The 17,966-nt window shown below is 52.4% G+C and carries 17 protein-coding genes; 3 read left to right on the forward strand and 14 right to left on the reverse strand.

Annotated features, from left to right (window positions below):
- Nucleotides 1-112 precede the first annotated feature (112 nt).
- Nucleotides 113-664, forward strand: coding sequence for a TetR/AcrR family transcriptional regulator (locus L248_RS07405; RefSeq protein WP_040535492.1), 552 nt, complete (start codon nt 113-115; stop codon nt 662-664).
- Here the strand turns inward: L248_RS07405 and L248_RS07410 are convergent.
- Genes L248_RS07410 through arfA form a run of 3 tightly spaced genes read right to left on the reverse strand, consistent with a single transcriptional unit; the run spans nt 645 to nt 5,088 of the window.
- Nucleotides 645-1,589, reverse strand: a complete 945-nt coding sequence (locus L248_RS07410) for a glycoside hydrolase family 43 protein (RefSeq protein WP_022529535.1) — start codon at nt 1,587-1,589, stop codon at nt 645-647. The genes L248_RS07405 and L248_RS07410 overlap by 20 nt on opposite strands.
- On the reverse strand, nt 1,586-3,583 hold the full coding sequence (locus tag L248_RS07415) for a beta-galactosidase (protein ID WP_022529536.1): 1,998 nt from the start codon (nt 3,581-3,583) through the stop codon (nt 1,586-1,588). Before L248_RS07415 ends, L248_RS07410 begins: the two co-directional genes overlap by 4 nt.
- A gap of 11 nt (nt 3,584-3,594) precedes the next feature.
- Nucleotides 3,595-5,088, reverse strand: a complete 1,494-nt coding sequence (gene arfA / locus L248_RS07420; RefSeq protein WP_040535495.1) for an arabinosylfuranosidase ArfA — start codon at nt 5,086-5,088, stop codon at nt 3,595-3,597.
- A 173-nt stretch (nt 5,089-5,261) separates the two neighbouring features.
- Between arfA and L248_RS07425 the strand changes: the two genes are divergently transcribed.
- A complete protein-coding gene (locus L248_RS07425; RefSeq protein WP_022529538.1) occupies nt 5,262-6,176 on the forward strand; it encodes an ArsR/SmtB family transcription factor in 915 nt (304 codons plus the stop codon).
- A 124-nt stretch (nt 6,177-6,300) separates the two neighbouring features.
- Here the strand turns inward: L248_RS07425 and L248_RS07430 are convergent, their stop codons facing one another.
- From L248_RS07430 to L248_RS07470, 10 genes are all read right to left on the reverse strand, one after another.
- Nucleotides 6,301-6,540 carry a hypothetical protein gene (locus tag L248_RS07430; RefSeq protein ID WP_220095313.1) on the reverse strand — a complete coding sequence of 80 codons (240 nt, stop codon included), beginning with the start codon at nt 6,538-6,540 and terminating at the stop codon, nt 6,301-6,303.
- Nucleotides 6,541-6,550: 10 nt separating this feature from the next.
- Nucleotides 6,551-7,174, reverse strand: a complete 624-nt coding sequence (locus tag L248_RS07435; protein ID WP_022529540.1) for a YesL family protein — start codon at nt 7,172-7,174, stop codon at nt 6,551-6,553.
- Between the two features lie 18 nt (nt 7,175-7,192).
- Nucleotides 7,193-8,107 carry a carbohydrate ABC transporter permease gene (locus L248_RS07440; protein ID WP_022529541.1) on the reverse strand — a complete coding sequence of 305 codons (915 nt, stop codon included), beginning with the start codon at nt 8,105-8,107 and terminating at the stop codon, nt 7,193-7,195.
- 13 nt (nt 8,108-8,120) lie between these two features.
- Complete coding sequence (locus L248_RS07445) at nt 8,121-9,050, reverse strand: ABC transporter permease (RefSeq protein WP_022529542.1); 930 nt, start codon at nt 9,048-9,050, stop codon at nt 8,121-8,123.
- Nucleotides 9,051-9,065: 15 nt separating this feature from the next.
- Complete coding sequence (locus L248_RS07450) at nt 9,066-10,466, reverse strand: type 2 periplasmic-binding domain-containing protein (RefSeq protein ID WP_155828595.1); 1,401 nt, start codon at nt 10,464-10,466, stop codon at nt 9,066-9,068.
- A gap of 44 nt (nt 10,467-10,510) precedes the next feature.
- On the reverse strand, nt 10,511-10,732 hold the full coding sequence (locus tag L248_RS15855; RefSeq protein WP_155828596.1) for a hypothetical protein: 222 nt from the start codon (nt 10,730-10,732) through the stop codon (nt 10,511-10,513).
- A gap of 417 nt (nt 10,733-11,149) precedes the next feature.
- Complete coding sequence (locus L248_RS07455; RefSeq protein WP_022529544.1) at nt 11,150-11,824, reverse strand: hypothetical protein; 675 nt, start codon at nt 11,822-11,824, stop codon at nt 11,150-11,152.
- A gap of 23 nt (nt 11,825-11,847) precedes the next feature.
- A complete protein-coding gene (locus L248_RS07460; protein ID WP_022529545.1) occupies nt 11,848-12,717 on the reverse strand; it encodes a carbohydrate ABC transporter permease in 870 nt (289 codons plus the stop codon).
- A gap of 1 nt (nt 12,718) precedes the next feature.
- On the reverse strand, nt 12,719-13,648 hold the full coding sequence (locus L248_RS07465) for a carbohydrate ABC transporter permease (protein ID WP_245585279.1): 930 nt from the start codon (nt 13,646-13,648) through the stop codon (nt 12,719-12,721).
- 28 nt (nt 13,649-13,676) lie between these two features.
- Entirely contained in the window at nt 13,677-14,951 is a 1,275-nt protein-coding gene (locus L248_RS07470) for an ABC transporter substrate-binding protein (RefSeq protein WP_040535501.1), read from the reverse strand.
- A 560-nt stretch (nt 14,952-15,511) separates the two neighbouring features.
- Here L248_RS07470 and L248_RS07475 point away from each other — a divergent pair.
- Entirely contained in the window at nt 15,512-17,065 is a 1,554-nt protein-coding gene (locus tag L248_RS07475) for a transposase (protein WP_022529548.1), read from the forward strand.
- A gap of 113 nt (nt 17,066-17,178) precedes the next feature.
- Here the strand turns inward: L248_RS07475 and L248_RS07480 are convergent, their stop codons facing one another.
- Complete coding sequence (locus tag L248_RS07480) at nt 17,179-17,805, reverse strand: YesL family protein (protein ID WP_196812006.1); 627 nt, start codon at nt 17,803-17,805, stop codon at nt 17,179-17,181.
- Nucleotides 17,806-17,966: the final 161 nt, after the last annotated feature.

Consider the following 17,966-nt stretch of genomic DNA (forward strand, 5'->3'; position numbering starts at 1 on the left):
ACGCCGACAACCAAGTCTTGACCACCACTACCCCAATCTGCTCCGCCCTCCGTCACCCTACATCCTCTGAGATTGAACAAATTGAGTCGTTACAGACGGGGAGGAGACCATCATGCCAGGAGTCAAAAATAACCGCCGGACGCAATACACCCGGCGGCAATTGAAAGAAGCGTTGATTCGGTTATTGGAACATCAGCCGTTGGCGGCGATCACCGTCACGGAGCTGTGCCGGGAGGCGGACGTTAATCGCGGGACGTTCTACCTGCACTATGCCAGCCCGGCGGCGCTCTTTGCCAGTATCGAACAGGAGCTGGTGGATACGGTCCGGCCGCTGATCCACAGCGGTACGGCGACCATCGACCAGTGGCTGCCGCCGATCCTCGAGGTGATCCAATCCGAGGAAACGGCCACCCTGATCATCATCCGCAACATCCACGCCAGTCCCCTGCTCCAGGCGGTGCTCGCCCCGGTCAAGGAAGAAACGCTGGCCCAGTACCGAGAGCTCTACCACGAGACCGACCCGGCGGTCCTGGATTACTACTACGAATTCTTCTTCAGCGGTGCCGTCCGGGTCGTCACCAAGTGGCTGGCCAGTGGCGCGCAGGAATCGCCCCAGACCATTGCCCGGGTCATTCAGAACGCCATCAGGCAAACGCCTGCTTGATGCGGTCATACTCGGCCGGGGTGATTTTCAGAATCGTGCCGTGTTTGAAGCCGTACGGGAACGAGAACTCATTGGTCGCCATCTTAAAGTCGCCTTTAGCGATGTCGGAGGCCACAAACGGTACGTACCCTTGGGCGTGCTTGGGCCCATAGTAGTCTAAGAACAGGCACCAGGTCCCGTCTGGCTGCTGGAAGGCGGTGGGCGCTTCGTACTGACCAGGCTCGAGGGTACTCATTTCTTTATCAAAACCAGGCACCCGCGTCCAGGGGCCGGTGGCCGAACCGGACCAGAACTCGATGATCGTCTCCGGGTTCGCGGAACTCTTCACGAACAAGTAGTACTTGCCGTTAGCCGTGTACATGGCAGAATCGATCACGCTGGTATCATCCTTCGCGTACAGGATCTCCGGCTCGGTGAAGTGGACGAAATCGGTGGTCCGGGCGAAGTAGATGACCTGGTTGCCGAAGTCGTTGTAGTCCACTGAGGAGGACCAGTGCAGGACGTAATTTTGATGTTCTGCGTCCCAGATGACGTCCGGGGCCCAGAGGCAGCCGAAGTGCTGATTGCCCAGTTCGATCATGCGGGAATCGCTCCAGTGTACCAAATCGTCAGAATCCCACACGACGAAGTACTGGCTGCCATGCTGGTTGATTTCTTTCCAAGAATTGTGGTATTTGGTCTTGAACTTATTGGCCAAGCTCAGGTCGGTGGCGATAATGTGGAACTTGTTGTCCTGGGTGCGGACGATGGTGAAGTCGCGGACGCCTTTCTCCCCTACTTGGCTGGTGAGGACGGGCTGACCACCGTTGGTGCCTTCCCAGTGGTAGCCGTCCCGGCTCAAACCGAAATAGCATTGCTCACCGATCGGGTCGGGCAGGGTCTCGCGGAAATGAACGAACAGGTAATTGGTCTCGGTGTCTGTCATGAATGAATAGCCTCCGTGAATACTTGATAGTGATAAGGGGCAATCTGCCCCGGCTGAGCTTCTGAAAAATACGGTGTCCAGGCGGCTGGAATCGGCACCGTCTGGGTCTCGCCGGTATGGTTCAGCACGAAATAGTAACGCTTGGTGGCGCTGTCCCGGTGGGTGATCTCCACCCGCGGCGGCGCCGTGATCGTCTCAGCGGCCACCGCCGGCAGCTGACCGACGAACTGGTCCGCGAGGGCGTCCGTCAGCTCGGTGCCCACGTAATACGCCGTCCCAGCGCCGAACCGATTCTGCGTGATGGCCGGTGTCCCGTCATAAAACTCCGATCCATACGTCGCCAGCGGCGTGGCGGTCGTCGGGGCAATCAAGTCCGCCCAGTGGGTGCCGGTGAAGGACTGGCCGGCCCAATCAACGACGACGTCTACGTCCCGCAGGCAGTCGTATTCCGGCACTGTCAGACCGAGCACTTGGCTCAGGGTCTTCCCGGGCAGGGCCGCGTCGGTCATGCACAGGTTATTCGGGTGCTTCACGCCGGTCCTCATCGTCAGTACCAGCTGCCCACCGCCCTGCACGTATGCCGCATACCGGTCGGCCAGCGCACTGGTCATCAGGTACTGCAGCGGCGCGATGACCAGGTCATACTGACTGAAGTCCGCTGTGTCCCGAATGAAGTCCACCGCCACGTTGCGCCGGTACAACGCCCCGTAATACGTCATCAGCGTCTGGGTATACGCCATGTCTGGGTGCTGGGGCTGAATGTTCAAGGCATAGTCCTGGGGATAGGAGAAAACGATCCCTACCTTGGCGCGCGGCGTCGTCCCGTTGATCTCGCGCAGCAGCGGTTTGGTCTGGTGAATGAACGCCCGGATCTCCCGGTACGCCCGCCCAGGAATCCCCGAGTGGGGCAGAATGCCGTGCCAGAACTGCTCCGTCCCCAGAGCCGAGGAACGCCAGCGGAAGTAGACGATGGCATCCGCCCCGTGGGCGACCGACTGCATGGACCACAGCGGGATCTGGCCCGGCTTAGGCAGCCGGCCCATATATTCCCACCCGGTGATCGTCGTCTGCTGTTCCATCACCCAGAAACTCTGCTGCTTGACGCTGCGGATGAAGTCCAGTTCGGCCGCACACTGGGCGCCGCGGAAGCTGGTCTGATCCGCCAGGAAGTGGCCTGTGGGATACTGGTCCTGGCTGGCGAAGTCCAGCTGCTCGCCCAGGTCGTAATAGCAGACCACCGGCGAGAAGCCCATCATATTATGGGTAATGAACCGGCCGGGGGAATACTGGCGAATGATCTGGGCCTGGAACGCGTGGAAGTCATTGATCAGGTCTGAATGACACTGCTGCCAATCCAGCAAGGCACTGGGATTATCCCCGCTGGCCGTCATCTTGGGGGCTTGGATTTGAGAAAAGTCCTGGTACCCCTGACTCCAAAACGCCGTTCCCCAGTTTTCGTTCAAATTCTCGATCGTGTCGTACTTGGCCCGCAGCCATTTCTGAAAATGGCGCTGACAGTAGCGGCAGTAGCACAGATCACCGTGACTGTTGCCCAGCTCGTTATCCACTTGCCAGCCCACCACGGTGGGATTCTTGCCAAAGTGCTGGGCGTAAGCCCGGACGAAGCGGCCAATATAGTCGCGGTAAATCGGATTCGACTGGCAATCATGGTGCCGGCCGCCAAAGTAATGCGTCCGGCCTTCCCGGTCCACCGGCTGAATATCCGGATGCTGAGCAATCAGCCAGGCCGGCGGCGCGGCCGTGGGAGTGCCCAGCACGGCGCGGATGCCGTGGGCCGCCGCCAAGTCCAGCACCTTGTCCAGCCAGCCAAAATCATACTGGCCGTCCGCCGGTTCCAGCTTGAACCAGGAGAACTCCGCCAGCCGGACCACGTCGATGCCCATCTCGGCCATCATGGCGAAGTCCTGGTCCCAGCGTTCTTCCGGCCAATGCTCCGGGTAATAATCGACCCCAAACTGAATCTTCGGTTGCATGCTTTTCTCCCTTAGTTGACCTTAATCTGGAACGTGTTCCAAGACGCCGGGGCGAGGGTAACGTGGACGCCGTCTTCGGCCAGCCGCGCCGTGGTGTTCGGCGTGATGCCCATGTGGCCGTCCTCGTTGGTCTCCTTCAAGCCGTAACCGGCCATCTGGGTGCTCAGGGCGACGCTGGCAAAGTCAAAATCGCCGGCCGCAATGGTGAAGTCTTGGGCGGTATCCAGGGACTTGTTCACGGCGAAGACGGTCACAGTATCGCCGGCATCGTTCAACACGGCCACGCCATCGACGAACGGTACCGCATCGAATTCCTTGGTCCCATACGTCTCGCTGTGCACGATCGGCGTCAGCACCGTGCCCTTGCCCAGGGTCGAGACCTGCATGAACGGGTAGAAAATGGACTGCGCCCAAGCCCCGCCGTTCTCGTCGGTCATGATCGGCGCAATGACGTTCACCAACTGAGCCAGGCAAGCCATCTTCAGCCGGTCGGCATGGTGCAGCATCGTGATCAGCATGCTGCCCACCAGCAGCGCGTCCTCGAAGTTGTAGATATCCTCCAGCTTGTGCGGGGCCTCCTGCCATTTCTCATCGTGGGCGTCGTGGTTGTTGCTGTGGTACCAGACGTTCCATTCATCCAAGGACAGATTGATTGTCTTCTGGCTGTGCTTGCGCGCCTTGACGGCGTCGCAGATTGCGGTCACGCCGCTGATGAAGGCATCCAGGTCCAGGGATTGAGCGAGGAAGTTCGGCGTGTCATTGTCCTGGTTGCCGTAATAGCGGTGGAGAGAAAGGTAATCGATGTTATCGTAGGTCAGGTCCAGCACGGTATCTTCCCAGCTGCCGAACGTGGGCATGGTCAGCCCCGAACTGCCGCAGGCGACGGTCTCGATGCTGTCGTCCACGATACGCATGGCGTGGGCGGTCTCATTCGCTAACTTGCCGTAAGCCACGGCGTCCTTGTGGCCGATCTGCCAAGGGCCGTCCATCTCGTTGCCCAAGCACCACGTCTTGATATTGAAGGGCTGCTCGGCCCCGTTGCGCCGGCGCATGTCACTGTAATAACTGCCCTTGGGAAAATTTGTGTACTCAATGAGGTTGCGGGCGGCGTCGATGCCCCGGGTACCCAGGTTAACGGCCATCATCGGCTTGGCATGGACCTTGCCCAGCCACTGCATGAATTCATGCAGACCGAACTGGTTGCTCTCAATCGTCTGCCAAGCCAAGTCCAGCCGGCGAGGCCGCTGGTCCTTGGGACCGACGCTGTCTTCCCAGTTGAAGCCGGAGACGAAGTTGCCGCCGGGATAGCGAATAATCGGCACGTTCAGCTTATTGATCAGGTCGATGACGTCCTGGCGGAAGCCGTTCTCGTCCGCGCTGGGGTGGCCCGGCTGGTAAATGCCGGTATAAACGGCCCGGCCCAGATGCTCGATGAACGAGCCGTAGATTCTTTCGTCAATTTCGCCAACGGGGGCATACTTATCTAAGGTAATACTTGATTTCACGTGAAACACACCTCTCCGCACAAATTAGTTGAATCGCTTACAAAGTCATGGTATCGTAGCCCATAGGATAAGTAAACAGGCAGATAGATAATATTGCCGGTTAAAGTTAGCCAACTGGATAACAACTAATTTCATTACCCAAACTGCTCATTACGTGGAGGAATAACAACATCATGAAAGTAGACGTCTCTCAAGAATCCGTGCCCCTCTTCGCCGCCCTCGGCAGCAAGACCCGCGTGGCGATCATTCAAATGCTGGCGGAGCACCCCGCCAACGTCAAAGAAATGGCCGCCAAGCTGCACCTGAGCAACCCGGTGGTGGCCAAGCACGTCGACCTGCTGGAGAACGCCGGCCTGATCAAGACCGAACGTATCCCCGGCAAGGCCGGCCTGCAAAAGCGCTGCACCCTGGTGGTGGAATCTCTCGAAGTGGCCTTCCCCAAGCGGGCCCCAGTCACCTACCAAACCTACCATTCATCCCTGCCCATCGGTCAATACACCAACTTCAAGGTCACCCCGCCCTGCGGCCTCGTCTCCACCAGCCACATCATCGGCGAGTTCGACGACCCCCGCTATTTCATGGATCCGGAGCGTTTCAACGCCTCGCTGGTCTGGTTCACCAGCGGCTACGTCGAATACACCGTGATGAATCCCCTGAAGACCGGCCAGCACCTGGCCATCGTCGACATCAACATGGAGCTGGGCTCCGAGTTCCCCGGCGGCAACAGCAACTGGCCCTCCGACCTGTCGTTCTTCTTGAATGGCACCAACATCGGGGAATGGACCAGCCCCGGCGACTTCATCGACAAGCGGGGCAAGTACAATCCGGCCTGGTACTCCTCCGGCGTCAACCAGTACGGCACCCAGGTCAACCTGCGGATCACCGACATGGGCTGCTGGATCAACGGCCACGCCACCAGCTACAACACCTTCGCCAAACTCAAGCTGACCACCGCCCCGCTGTGGACCTTCCGCATCGCCGCCCCCAAGGACGCCGCCCACGCTGGGGGCTGCACGATTTACGGTAAGGGGTTTGGCAACTACGATCAGAACATTGAGTTTGATTTCTCGTACACGCCGAGTAAGTGAGGGAGAAAAGAAGCCTGCCCTCGCCGCCATGCAAAACCGCCCACCTGACTGGTTGCAACCAGTATGGTAGGCGGTTTTTACTGCGATCAATTCTAGAAGAAAACCTGACCGTTTCTCGTCCTTGTTACCAAACAGACCGTTTCCCATTCGCCAGCACCTTCGGCTTCGCCGGCAGGTTCTTCAATACCCAGAACGTGCGCAGCGAGAAGAAAATAGCGACTGCGCCCACACAGTAAAACCAGGGATTGTTCTGCAGGTGAACCAAGAGCTGGCGGGGACGACGCTCCAAGAAATAGGCACCATGTGACCAAACAGACGCCCACGAACCCATCACCGATGAGTTCACAGGCGTCTCTTCTTTCACAATGATGCTGTTATTTCTGGTACTGGGCAAACAGGTGGACAAAATAGTCAGATGACAGATAGGCCAACCCCGAAAAGCCAAACAACACACCGAGGAACGCCATCATCATCATAATGTGCGGCGATACCACCCCCAGAACCACCAGGACCACTAAGACAGCCAACATTGCCAGGCTGCCCTTCATGTGGGCCAACCCCAGAAACAGCGCATTCTTGAGATAATGTCCCACTGAGTCGTCGAACCGGGCGGCCTGCGGGAATGTATAGAGCGTGGTGATGGCATACAGCAGAGTAACCAAGCTGACCATCAGCAGGAAGAACACATTATCGTGCAGGACGGTGCGCACGCACCAATAGTCCCACATGAGGAAAGCCCCCAGGCCCGCCAGTAAGACTCCCAGCACACTGCCCCGGCCCAGGTTAGCCAGGAACGCTTGCAAGAACTGACGGTAGTGCTTATCACCCTTTCCCTCAGCCATATCCAACGTGACGGTATAGAGTGCCGTTGTAGCAGCACCAATCGTGACTAATGGCAGACTGCACAGCAGCCACAGCATGTTCAACACAATCAGATCGCCCATGACACCCAGGGTCCGTTGGACAGGCCCGTCAATGCTCAGTGAAAAACGTTTCACGGTGATGACCTCCAGTCATTAGCCCTTCACAGAACCCAGCAGAACGCCCTTCTCAAAGAACTTCTGAGCGAAGGGATAAACGATAATCAACGGCAATGCTGCCAGAACCATGGTCGCCAACTCAATCGTACGGAAGTCCGCCGATTTCTGCATCGCCGCACCAACGGTGTTCGCTGCCGCAGTGTTCATAGAGTTGCCTAACTGCGAGGCGGCTTGACTGGATTTCGTCAGCGTCAGCGCGTAGTAAGACAAGGTTTGCAGCTTGGCATTCTGGGTGTAGTACAACGTCTGAGTGTAATCGTTCCACATCGCCACAGCGGTGAAGATACCCAGGGCGCTGACCACAGGCTTGGACAGCGGCACCACGATCTTGAAGAAGATCTGGTACTCACTGGCACCATCCAGTTTGGCTGATTCGAACAACGACTCCGGAATGGCCTTGAAATTGGCGTTATAGATGATCACGTTGTAGAACCCGCCGAAGAGGAACGGCAGAATGTAAACCCAAAACGTGTTGTAGATGTGCAGCTGGACGAACAGGATGAAGTACGCAATAATCCCGCCGTTCAGGTACATGCTGATGAAACCCAGGGTGGTGTACCACTTTCTCCCGGTCAGGTTCGGGCGAGAGAAGCCGTAGGCAAACATCGCGGTGATGATCGTCTGGAGGACAGTGACAATGACCGTCCGCGCCGTGGTGATGCCCAACGCCCGCAGAATCTGATTGTCCCGCAGGACCGCGTACCAGCTGGAGAACGAGAACTTGCGCATCCACAGCAGAGAGTATCCGAAGCGATCGATGGATTGGGCATCGTTCAACGAATTAATCACGGAATACCAGACCGGGTAGACCGTAATGATCATAATCAGCACCATAACGACCGCAAGGATGATCTGGAAGTTTTTCTCGTGACGCGTAACAACTTCGTGCATTTTTCAAACCTCCTTAGAATAGTCCCTGATCGGTCAACTTGGTCGAAATCTTGTTGGCGGCGAACAGCAGGATGATGGCCAGTACTGATTTGAAGATGTTAATGGCAGCCGCTAGACCGAATTGCAGTTGTTGCAAACCGACTTTGAAGATGTAGGTATCAATCACTTCACTGCGACCTAAGTTGAACGGGTTTTGCAGAACGTAGATTTGATCGAAGTTGTTGTTCATGATCCCGGCGACCGCGAAAATCACCATGATAACGATGGTCGGCTCAATCGCCGGCAAGGTGATGTGCGCCATCTTCTGCATCCGCGACGCCCCATCCAAGTCTGCCGCCTCGTAGAGCGACTCATCCACACCGGACATCGCCGCAATGTACAGGATCGTGCCCCAGCCCAATTCCTTGAGCAGGTTAGAAATGATGGCGATCGCCCAAAAATACTGCGGCTTGGCCATGAAGGAAATCCCGCTCTTAATGATATGCAGCTTCATCAAAATCGTGTTCAGCATGCCGCCGTCGGTACTCAGCATCGTGATGATGATGCCGCCGAAGACGACCCACGAAATGAAGTGGGGCATATAGGTAATCGTTTGAACGAAACTCTTGAAGCGCGGGCTGGCAATCTCGTTGATCATCAGTGCGAAGAAGATGGTCACTGGGATGGCAATCAAGTTGCCAATCAAGTTAATGCCCAGCGTATTGACCAGCATCGGTCCAAAGTTGCTATTACTGAAAATTACTTTGAAGTTTTGGAAACCGTACCAGGCACTGGTGAAGACCCCCGAGAAGCCGTCGGTGATATCGTAATTCTTAAACGCCAGCAGCAGCCCGAACAATGGGATGATGTTGAACAAAACAATCAGAATCGTTCCTGGCAGCATTAAGGAATGCAGTTGCAATTGCGACGTTGAATCGTAGCCTAAGCCCTTTTTCTTAGCCATGTTTTCACCCCTGCCCTATTTCTCGTGATAGACGTCCGCGTTGACGTCTTTGATCTTCGTGCCGGTGGCCTTAACGTTCTTCTGGTAATACTTGTTGTAGAACGCATCGATGCCTTTGACATCCAAGTTATTCATCGTCTTGATCATCGCGTTGTACTGCTGGTTGAACTGGGCTGTATTATTCGCAGTCACGATTTTCCCAATCTGTGATTGCAGATAGGCCTTCAACTGCGATTGATTCATGCCCAAATCACTGGTCGGACTGATCAAGTTAGAATTAACAAAGTTCAGCAAGGATGAGTTGAAGCGATAGACCTTGGGGCTCTTGCCATAGGCCACCATGACCTGGTTGGCAACGTAAGCATCTGTCCCTGGTTTAGGATCCGGTGTTGTGCTGTAATCAAAGGCCGTGTTGACGAATGGCCAGAGGATCATATTGCTCTTGTATGGACCGGTAAATTCTTTTTGACCAGCAGCGGTGCGGGTAATAATCCCCTTCTTGTTGATCGTATAATTCTTGCTGTCGCCATACTCGTTTTCGATTAAGCCTTTTTTAGAAGTGGCGTAACTCAGCATTTTGGCAATACCTTTGGGGTTTTTCGCATTACGACTGACAAAGGTCTGAATCCAGCCAACGCCAGGGGTTTTACCTTGTCCGACTGTTGGCTGGGCACCATTATCTGCCATCACCGGGCCGAATGACTTGAGCGGTAAGCCGGACTTGTCAAAGTTGGCTTGGTTCCCAATGTAGCAAAAGACCCGATTATTTAAGATGTAAGGCTTGATTGAATTCTCATCCATGGTAAGCGTATCGACATTCAAGTAGCCCTGCTGAATCGTGGTATTGACAAACTTCATCGCTTCTTTGTACCCTGGACTGAGCTCAAGCATTTGGTAATTCCCTTTTGGGTCAACCGGTGTGGCACCAAAGTTGTAAGCCAAGATGCCATTCAGCGAGTTATCGATCCACACGCTGCCGTTCATCAGCAGAGGAAAGACTGACTTCCCGCCGACTTTGAGATTGGCTGCTTTGACTTTCTTGAAAGCGGCCATCAACCCGGCTTGGGTGCTCACGTCTTGGGCTGTAATGCCCAACTGCTTCATCATCTTCGTGTTGAACATGAACGTACTATTCCCGCCATATTCAGCGATGTCTTGCCACTGCTTGCTGCCAGAGGGATAGATTTTTCGAGCATCAGCGGAGTTGGTGTGGCTGGGAACTGAATACCAGCCGCCATATTGGTTAACAATCGCTTTTTTGATGTCACTGGGAAAATCCTTCAAAAGATGCGAAGACGGGTCATACTTTTCCATGAATTCCTTCATCGGCCAAACCTGCTTAGACTTGATCAGCTCCCGAATCGTGTCCGGATCCGTAGCGGATACAACATCCGGAATGCTTTTAGAAGCAATCATCAACCCAAGCTTCGTATCTGGGTCAGACGGTGGCTGAGTGTACGTCAGGTCCACGCCGAAATTTTTTTGATCGTCCGCGTCAATGGGGACGTCGTGGTATTCCAACCACTCGGTCCCCAGCCAGTAACGTCAGAGAACCACTCCACCTTGGTTGAGCCGTCCTTTGCTGTTTGGCTGCTATTGCTGCCGCAAGCAGCTAAGGTCAGGGTCGTCACGACACTGACCGCAACCAGCGCCAAGGTTCGCCATAAGTGTATCCTGCGCATTATGTTTCCTCCTCGTGATGGGTTCTAACGAGCGGCATTTTCGACTGTGCACTGGCCGGAAACAGCTGCTGAAGATAGGCTGAGAAAGATTACCAGTTTTTACCGGACATCTTTACTTTGAGAAATGGGAAAGCCGCGATATGTACGTACAATAATGCGGTTTCATTACTTAACGGTACAAATATTACCAGACAGGTTAATCAGCTGCAAGGGCTTACCAAATAATAGATGGTCTTCTCATTATCCATATAGGTAACATTTCGACACCAGCGTCCCGATTGATATATCAATTGGGATGGCCACACATGGTAAGGTGCGGTTATGGGGTCAGCCATAATGACCTGTGACACCAAAAAAAGCACTGCAACACACATTTCATGTGCTTGCAGTGCTTCAAATACAGATGTTGCTTTACGCCTACTTGTTCTCTGGCCGCTCATTCACGTAATCGATCACCGGTTGGAAGTTGACCTTGCACAACAGTAATGCCAGTGCGGGGCCAAACAGGATGATGTAAACGGGGAACAGCTTCAGTAAGATGAAGGTCCCGGCGATGATGATCAGATTCATGTAATAGCGGAACGACTTGACGATACTCAGCTTCAGGGTCAGCAGCATCGCCGCTTTAACGGGTTGATGCCAGGTGGCTAGTACAATCATGACGTTGATCATGAAGGCAGCCACAACAGCCAAGAGGATTACGTTCAACCACCACAGCGGCTGCATGCTCCCTACTCGACTAGTCACCGACAGGTTAAACAGTATCAGCCAAATTGCGGCGATCGGCACTGCGGTCCACTTGAAGATCGAGAACCAAGTGCGTTTTAATTCACGGAAGAACGCTTTTACGACACCATTGTTCTCTTTAACCCGGACCAACGCGCTGACTCCGGCATACAACACCGGGCCAACTGGAAGCGAGCATACAATGTACAGTGCCAGTGACGACATGCTGAGAGGAAGACCGATAGCCGCAATGAACAACGGCGCGTTCATCACCAGCATCAGTGCATTGACCTCAAACAACCATAGAATGTAATTGAGATAGCTTGAGTAATGGTACAGTTTGTACATGAATTCCTGCTGTTTCAATGCGGCGACTTCCTTTCTCTATGTTACTTACTACCACTGTTGCCCAAGCCCAGGTTCAAATTGAACAGGTACTTCTGACCAAAGAAGTAGATGGCAATCTGAGGGATGGATAAGCAGAATGACAGCGCCATGACCAGCGATGTATTGATTGTCCCGCTAGGGTTAGTCGATGCAGAGAGGTTGGCAGCACCCAAAGCCAAGGTAAACTTACTTGAGTCAGAAACATAAATCAACGGTCCCATCAAATCGCCCCAAGCAAAGTTGAAGGTGAAGATGGCGATGGCAGCCAGCGCCGGCATTACCAGAGGTAAGACAATCCGGCGATAAATGCCAAAGTAGTTCAAGCCATCCAATTCGGCAGCCTCATACAACTCCCCCGGAATCGCGGTCATGAATTGCCGGGTGAAGAAAATGTTGTAGGCCGAGCCGAAGAACTGAGGAATAATTAACGGCCACAATGTATTGTACATACCCAAGTTACGGAAGATGATGAAGACCGGGATTAAGGTAATTTGACCTGGGAGCATCATGGTCATCAGCAAGAGCAAGAAGAAGAAATTCTTGTGCTTGTATTCCATCTTAGCAAAGCCATAAGCGACGAACGAGCTCGACCACATTTGGCCGATGATACTCAATACGACGACCAACATGGTATTCAAGAACCAAGTACCAATAGGATACTCGCCGCCGAACAAGTTGCCGAACAGTGTCTTATAGTTCTGCCAATAAAACTCTTTGGGGAAGAAACTGAAATCCTGAATCATGTTGGTCTGCTTCCCTGCCAGGGAAATGGAGATCATGTACATGAACGGGGCAAAGAGAACGAAGCCAATAACAACCAGGATGGCATAAATCAGAATTTTGTGCCACAAGCTCATTTTTCGATCCAGCATGTTATTTGACCTCCTCTTCGTAGAACACCCATGCGCTGGAAGACTTCAGCACGATAACCGACAGCACCATAATGACGGCGAACAGCACCCAAGCCATTGCAGATGCGTAACCCATCCGGTAGTACGAGAAGGCGTTAGTGTACAGATAAGGTACTATCATTTGACTGGCGTTATCTGGTCCACCTTTGGTCATCAAGTAGACCTGAGTGAAGGTTTGCAATGAACCGATGATCCCGGTAATCAGGTTAAAGAAGATAACCGGTGAAATTTGCGGCATCGTGATATGTGTAAACATCTGCATCCGGGTCGCACCATCAAGCGTGGCTGACTCGTACATGGAGTCGTTGATACTATTGATGGCGGACAGTAACAGGATCATCGTCCCGCCGACACCCCAGATGGCTAGAAACACGAAACTGAAGAGGACGATGTTCTTATCGAGTAACCAAGACGGCCCATGAATGCCGAAGAAGCCAAGCATCTTGTTCAGCAAACCATTACTGGACAGAATATTGGTGAACAAGATGGTGCTGGCAACAACGGGTACGATTGCGGGCAGGTAATACAGAGTCCGGAAGAACCGCATGCCCTTCAAGTGGAAACTGAGCAGGTATGCCATCCCCAGTGACAGCAACAAATTCAGAGGAACACTGATTGCCGCATAAAGGAAGGTATTCTTCATTGACGTTAGGAAAATCGGGTCACTGAACAAATTGACATAGTTAGAAATGCCCACGAAATTCATCTGGGTCATCATGTCCCAGTTGGTGAAACTCATGACAAACGAGAAAATCATGGGTCCGACCGTTAAAGCCAAAAACCCAATCAGCCAAGGTGAAATGAAGAAGAAGAACCAACGACGGTTCATTCGAGTTCGTTTGTCAGCACTGGATTGGCCCCGCTTATCGGCAACTTTTGTACTTGCGTCCATTTTTTTTACTCCTCACATTGACGGCCCGTTAGTATTTATTCAGAATTGCCCGGACTTTAGCTTGCAAATTGTCAATCGATTGTTTTGGCGTTTGATGCCCCAGCAGCATTTCCTTGACTTCGTTTGTGCACTCTGTGATTGCTTCGCTATACCAAGGCCCGCGGAAAATGCCATCAATCTTTACTTTCTTCTGGTCTTTGGCAATGGTTGCCAAATCATAAGTCTTCCCGGTAATCTTCTGCTTGATGAACCCTGGATCTTCCAAAACTTTCATATTGGCCGGAATATCACCAAGCGAAGCACCCAGGATTTTTTGAGCCTTGACGTCCGTCATAAATTTAATGAACTTCCACGAGGCAGCCCGGTGAGCTTTGTCCGACTGGCGAGAAATCGTTAACGCACTGCCGGTCGACCATGAATACTTCCCTGGCATCGGTGCAATATCAAAGTTCAAACCCTTGACTTGGGAATTACCCAAAATCCACCACATGCCGTCAAGTGTCATCGCCACTTTACCCTGCTGGAACCGATTGACACCGTCTTCAGCAGTTTGGTATGAAATGCTGGAACTCTTAAAGTTCTTAGTGTAATCAGTAAATGTCTTCAAGTTTTGCGGAGAATCAACGGTAGCCTTACCGTTTTTGACCAACGATCCGCCATTGGTCATCATGAAGCTGCCCCATGCTGCTTGATAATCGGCATAAGACGTACCCCATTGGGTAATGTTGCCTTTCTTATCTCGCTTGGTCAACTTCTTGGCGGCTCTGTAAAAGTCGTTGATGGTCCATTTGTCGTTTGGATACGCCATATGGGCTTTATCAAAGATGTCCTTGTTGTAATAGAGCACGCCGGCACCACCACGATCTGGGATGCCAAAAACATGGCCTTTCCATTTGTAGAGATCACTGCCGTTGCCATAGGTCTTTTGAAGATCCATGTTGTTGTCTTTGATGTAGCTATCCAAACTGATGAAGGCATTCTTGGACGCAAATCCAGTACCGTCTTCAGCCACTTGTGCGACATCAGGTGCTTTGTTCCCGGCGACCATGGTAAGCAGCTTTGTGTCGTAATTGTCACCCACAGTGATGACTTTCACCTTGATTTTAGGGTTGGCCTTTTCAAATGCAGCGATCCGCTTTTGGTAGACACCTTTGTATGTGTCGGTACCACCCCAGTGCATGAACTCGATGGTAATTTTCCCATCTTTGCTTGCACTGGAGGCATTACCACTGCCGCAAGATGACAGTGTCAGCATCGCAATCGCTGCCATCGCAGCAAGGCCAAGCTTTTTCCAGCCTTTCATAGCAAATTCCTCCTCGAATTTTACTAAATTTTTGGCGAACAGCGCATCGGCGACCATGATGATGTCGGATGATTAATAGTTGTACGGTCAACTTACCAACGATTCGGTGGTCGCGTAACGGCACCCTGTTTGCGCTTACAGGTAATATATTAACCTGCGCGGTCAAAAAAGTAAACACTTCCAGGACAAATTCTCGATATTTGTCCGGAAAATCCGGTAGTAAAGTTTACTAAACCTCCTCGCACGCGGTTTCCTGGAGTCAAGCCAATATTTGTTCGGTACAATTGTACAATTAGAAACAAGTTTTCAGAATAGATGCTCATAGAAAATGATTTCTTTCATTTCGAAGTACAAAAACGGGGGTGGGACAAAAATCCCATCTCCCAGAAAAAGTCAAAATGAAAGGAACCGAGTCAAGACTGAAAATGGTCTTGGCCCGGTTCCTTTTTGATACCAGCATATATTTTAACATAGTGCGGTTTCCGCACTATCCTAGTAAGTAACGACACCAACCAGAAAGAGATGGAAACAGCACCATGCCTATCAAGTGTACCAGAAAATTGAGTGTCCGTTCACTGAATGTTGTCTATGTTGTCAAAATGGGTAGCGTGGCCAACGTCATTGACCACTTTGTCGATTCCATACCCACTGCTCTGCTGGATCGGAGCGAGCACCAACGAGGCCGGCCGGGCTATTCTCCGCGCACCTTATTCAAAGTCTTCCTGTATGAATACGCCGAAGGCCAGCCGGTGACGGGCCGCAGACTTCAGTATCAAATTGGCAATGACACCACCCTGGCTTGGTTCTTCCGCAACCATTATCAAATTCCCAGTTATCGGACGCTGAACCGTTTCCGTGTATCGGCGGCGATGGACACGTTCTTGCCAATTGCTTTGGTGGCCCTCCAGCAAATGCTGGCTGCCCAAAACATCATTGATAATACCGTGCGCTACATCGACGGGACTAAAATTGAGGCCAGTTCGGACAAGTATACCTTCGTCTGGCGCCGGGCGACCGATACCGCCAATGATCGACTCAATGGCAAAGTACGGGTACTCATGCACACCTTGCAGTTAGCTGGGTTACGCGTTCCGGCAGGTGATGAAAATCCGCTGAAGGCGTTGAAGTGTGCCCAGCACCAGTTGTTGCGGGTGATTAAACGCCTGAACCGCATCATTGCCAAAGAAGGAACGATCCCTGGCGGTTCGCCGAACAAGCGCCGTCGGCGTAAGCTCAAGCACTACCTGCACGTGATCCAAACGGACTACCTGCCGCGGAAGAAGAAGTACCTCCGGTATTTTGCACTCTTTGGGCAGCGGAACAGTTTCTCTAAGACGGACCACGACGCCACCTTCATGCGTCTGAAAGAGGATCCCATGAAGAATGGCCAGCTCAAGCCGGCTTATAACCTGCAAATCGCGACGAATCACCGGTTCATCTTGAACTATGACATCTGCCAGCGGCCCACGGATCAACGAACCTTGATCCCCTTTCTCAACAAAATGGGCGGGGAACGAATCACGCCGCGCTACCTGGCGGCCGACGCCGGTTACGGTGGCCAGCGTAATTACGCCTATGTGGATGCGCACCACATGATGCCATTGATTCCTTACACGATGTACGAGAAGGAAATGACCCGCAAGTACCGGCATGACCCGCATAAGTTCATCAACTGGAATTACCACCAGAAGGGCAATTACTACGTCGACGACCACGGCATCCGGTTCGACTTCCTGTATCACGGGTACCGCAAAGACCACGAGACCGGCTTCGTTCGGCATTATGATTACTACCAGGCCAAGATCGTGGGCGAACCGGAACCGTACTATTGGGCGCAGACCCGAACGGGTCGACCGCGACGGATTGCCGTCAATAAGACGTGGGAGACACAAAAATCCCAAGAACGGCTGTGGCTGGGCAATGACCCCGGCAAAACAGTCTATGCCAAGCGCAAAGACGAAGTGGAGACAGCCTTTGGGTCAATCAAAAGCACGTTGAATTTTCGGCGGTGCCACGTTCGCGGACTAGCCCATGTTTCTCGAGAAGTGGGGTTGGTCATCCTTGCCTATGATTTAAGAAAATATGCAGAGTGGCTCGAAGAGAACGAAAAATAGCAATGAAAAAACCGAAGCTCATTTCCACTTTTGTGAAAACGAGCTCCGGTCAAAAGGGGTTGAAATCGGTTTAATCCGATTTTTGTCCCACCCCCGCTGCAACTAGTCTTTACTTATTTGTGTTCATACTGTGCAAACACCGGCTTGACGATTGATGAGATCAACAAAGCCACTGACGAAAAGCCAATCACAATGAGGAAGTAACTTGCTAGGATGGCATAGAACGAATCGAGGGTAATAACCGCCAGGACCCCTGCCAGCCCGAGTACTAAGCCAATGGTTGGCTTCAAGTTGAGCAGTGCCATCTGCCAGCACACTTTAAAACTGTGCCAAAATCCGTCAGAATATCGGGCATTGTAAGGAAAGACGAACAGGAGCATCACTGCATAATTGATTACCGCAATTAAGAGTGCGATACCAACAATGATGAACGACAGAATTGGGAACATTCTGAGTACATGCAGTCCCACATAGAGTACTGCGCCAACCGCAAGTAAAACTACCCCAGTAAATGTCCCTCGCCAGAAGTTGTCCTTGAAGGCTTTGAAATAACTCTTCACCAACGGGCCTTGGCTGTCATCGACCATCTTCATCGTGACCGTAAACATTGCAGTCGTACTCGCACCAAGTGTGATAACTGGCAGCGACGTCAGGAGAAATAAGATATTCAGGAAAAACAAATCTACCAGTTTTCCTCCAAGGCGATAAACTTTGCTTTCTGGATTTGTAAATGTGTTCATTTCCATTCCCTTTCCTTTCGCTGCAACCAATTACCATGGAATTGTTTATCCCTTAACCGATCCGATCATAACGCCCTTAACGAAGTACTTTTGCAAGAACGGATACCCCAATAATTCATGAAGGTGGCGAAAATGGATAGAGACGTACAAAATCTTGGAAA

This window comes from Schleiferilactobacillus shenzhenensis LY-73 (genome assembly GCF_000469325.1).
In the GTDB taxonomy this organism is placed as follows: Bacteria; Bacillota; Bacilli; order Lactobacillales; family Lactobacillaceae; genus Schleiferilactobacillus; species Schleiferilactobacillus shenzhenensis.

Bases quoted from the DNA above. Each gene is read 5' to 3' on its own strand.
- L248_RS07405 (WP_040535492.1), top strand. From the start codon at position 113: ATGCCAGGAGTCAAAAATAACCGCCGGACGCAATACACCCGGCGGCAA.
- L248_RS07410 (WP_022529535.1), bottom strand. From the start codon at position 1,589: ATGACAGACACCGAGACCAATTACCTGTTCGTTCATTTCCGCGAGACC.
- L248_RS07415 (WP_022529536.1), bottom strand. From the start codon at position 3,583: ATGCAACCGAAGATTCAGTTTGGGGTCGATTATTACCCGGAGCATTGG.
- L248_RS07425 (WP_022529538.1), top strand. From the start codon at position 5,262: ATGAAAGTAGACGTCTCTCAAGAATCCGTGCCCCTCTTCGCCGCCCTC.
- L248_RS07440 (WP_022529541.1), bottom strand. From the start codon at position 8,107: ATGCACGAAGTTGTTACGCGTCACGAGAAAAACTTCCAGATCATCCTT.
- L248_RS07445 (WP_022529542.1), bottom strand. From the start codon at position 9,050: ATGGCTAAGAAAAAGGGCTTAGGCTACGATTCAACGTCGCAATTGCAA.
- L248_RS07450 (WP_155828595.1), bottom strand. From the start codon at position 10,466: ATGATTGCTTCTAAAAGCATTCCGGATGTTGTATCCGCTACGGATCCG.
- L248_RS15855 (WP_155828596.1), bottom strand. From the start codon at position 10,732: ATGCGCAGGATACACTTATGGCGAACCTTGGCGCTGGTTGCGGTCAGT.
- L248_RS07460 (WP_022529545.1), bottom strand. From the start codon at position 12,717: ATGCTGGATCGAAAAATGAGCTTGTGGCACAAAATTCTGATTTATGCC.
- L248_RS07465 (WP_245585279.1), bottom strand. From the start codon at position 13,648: ATGGACGCAAGTACAAAAGTTGCCGATAAGCGGGGCCAATCCAGTGCT.
- L248_RS07470 (WP_040535501.1), bottom strand. From the start codon at position 14,951: ATGAAAGGCTGGAAAAAGCTTGGCCTTGCTGCGATGGCAGCGATTGCG.
- L248_RS07480 (WP_196812006.1), bottom strand. From the start codon at position 17,805: ATGAACACATTTACAAATCCAGAAAGCAAAGTTTATCGCCTTGGAGGA.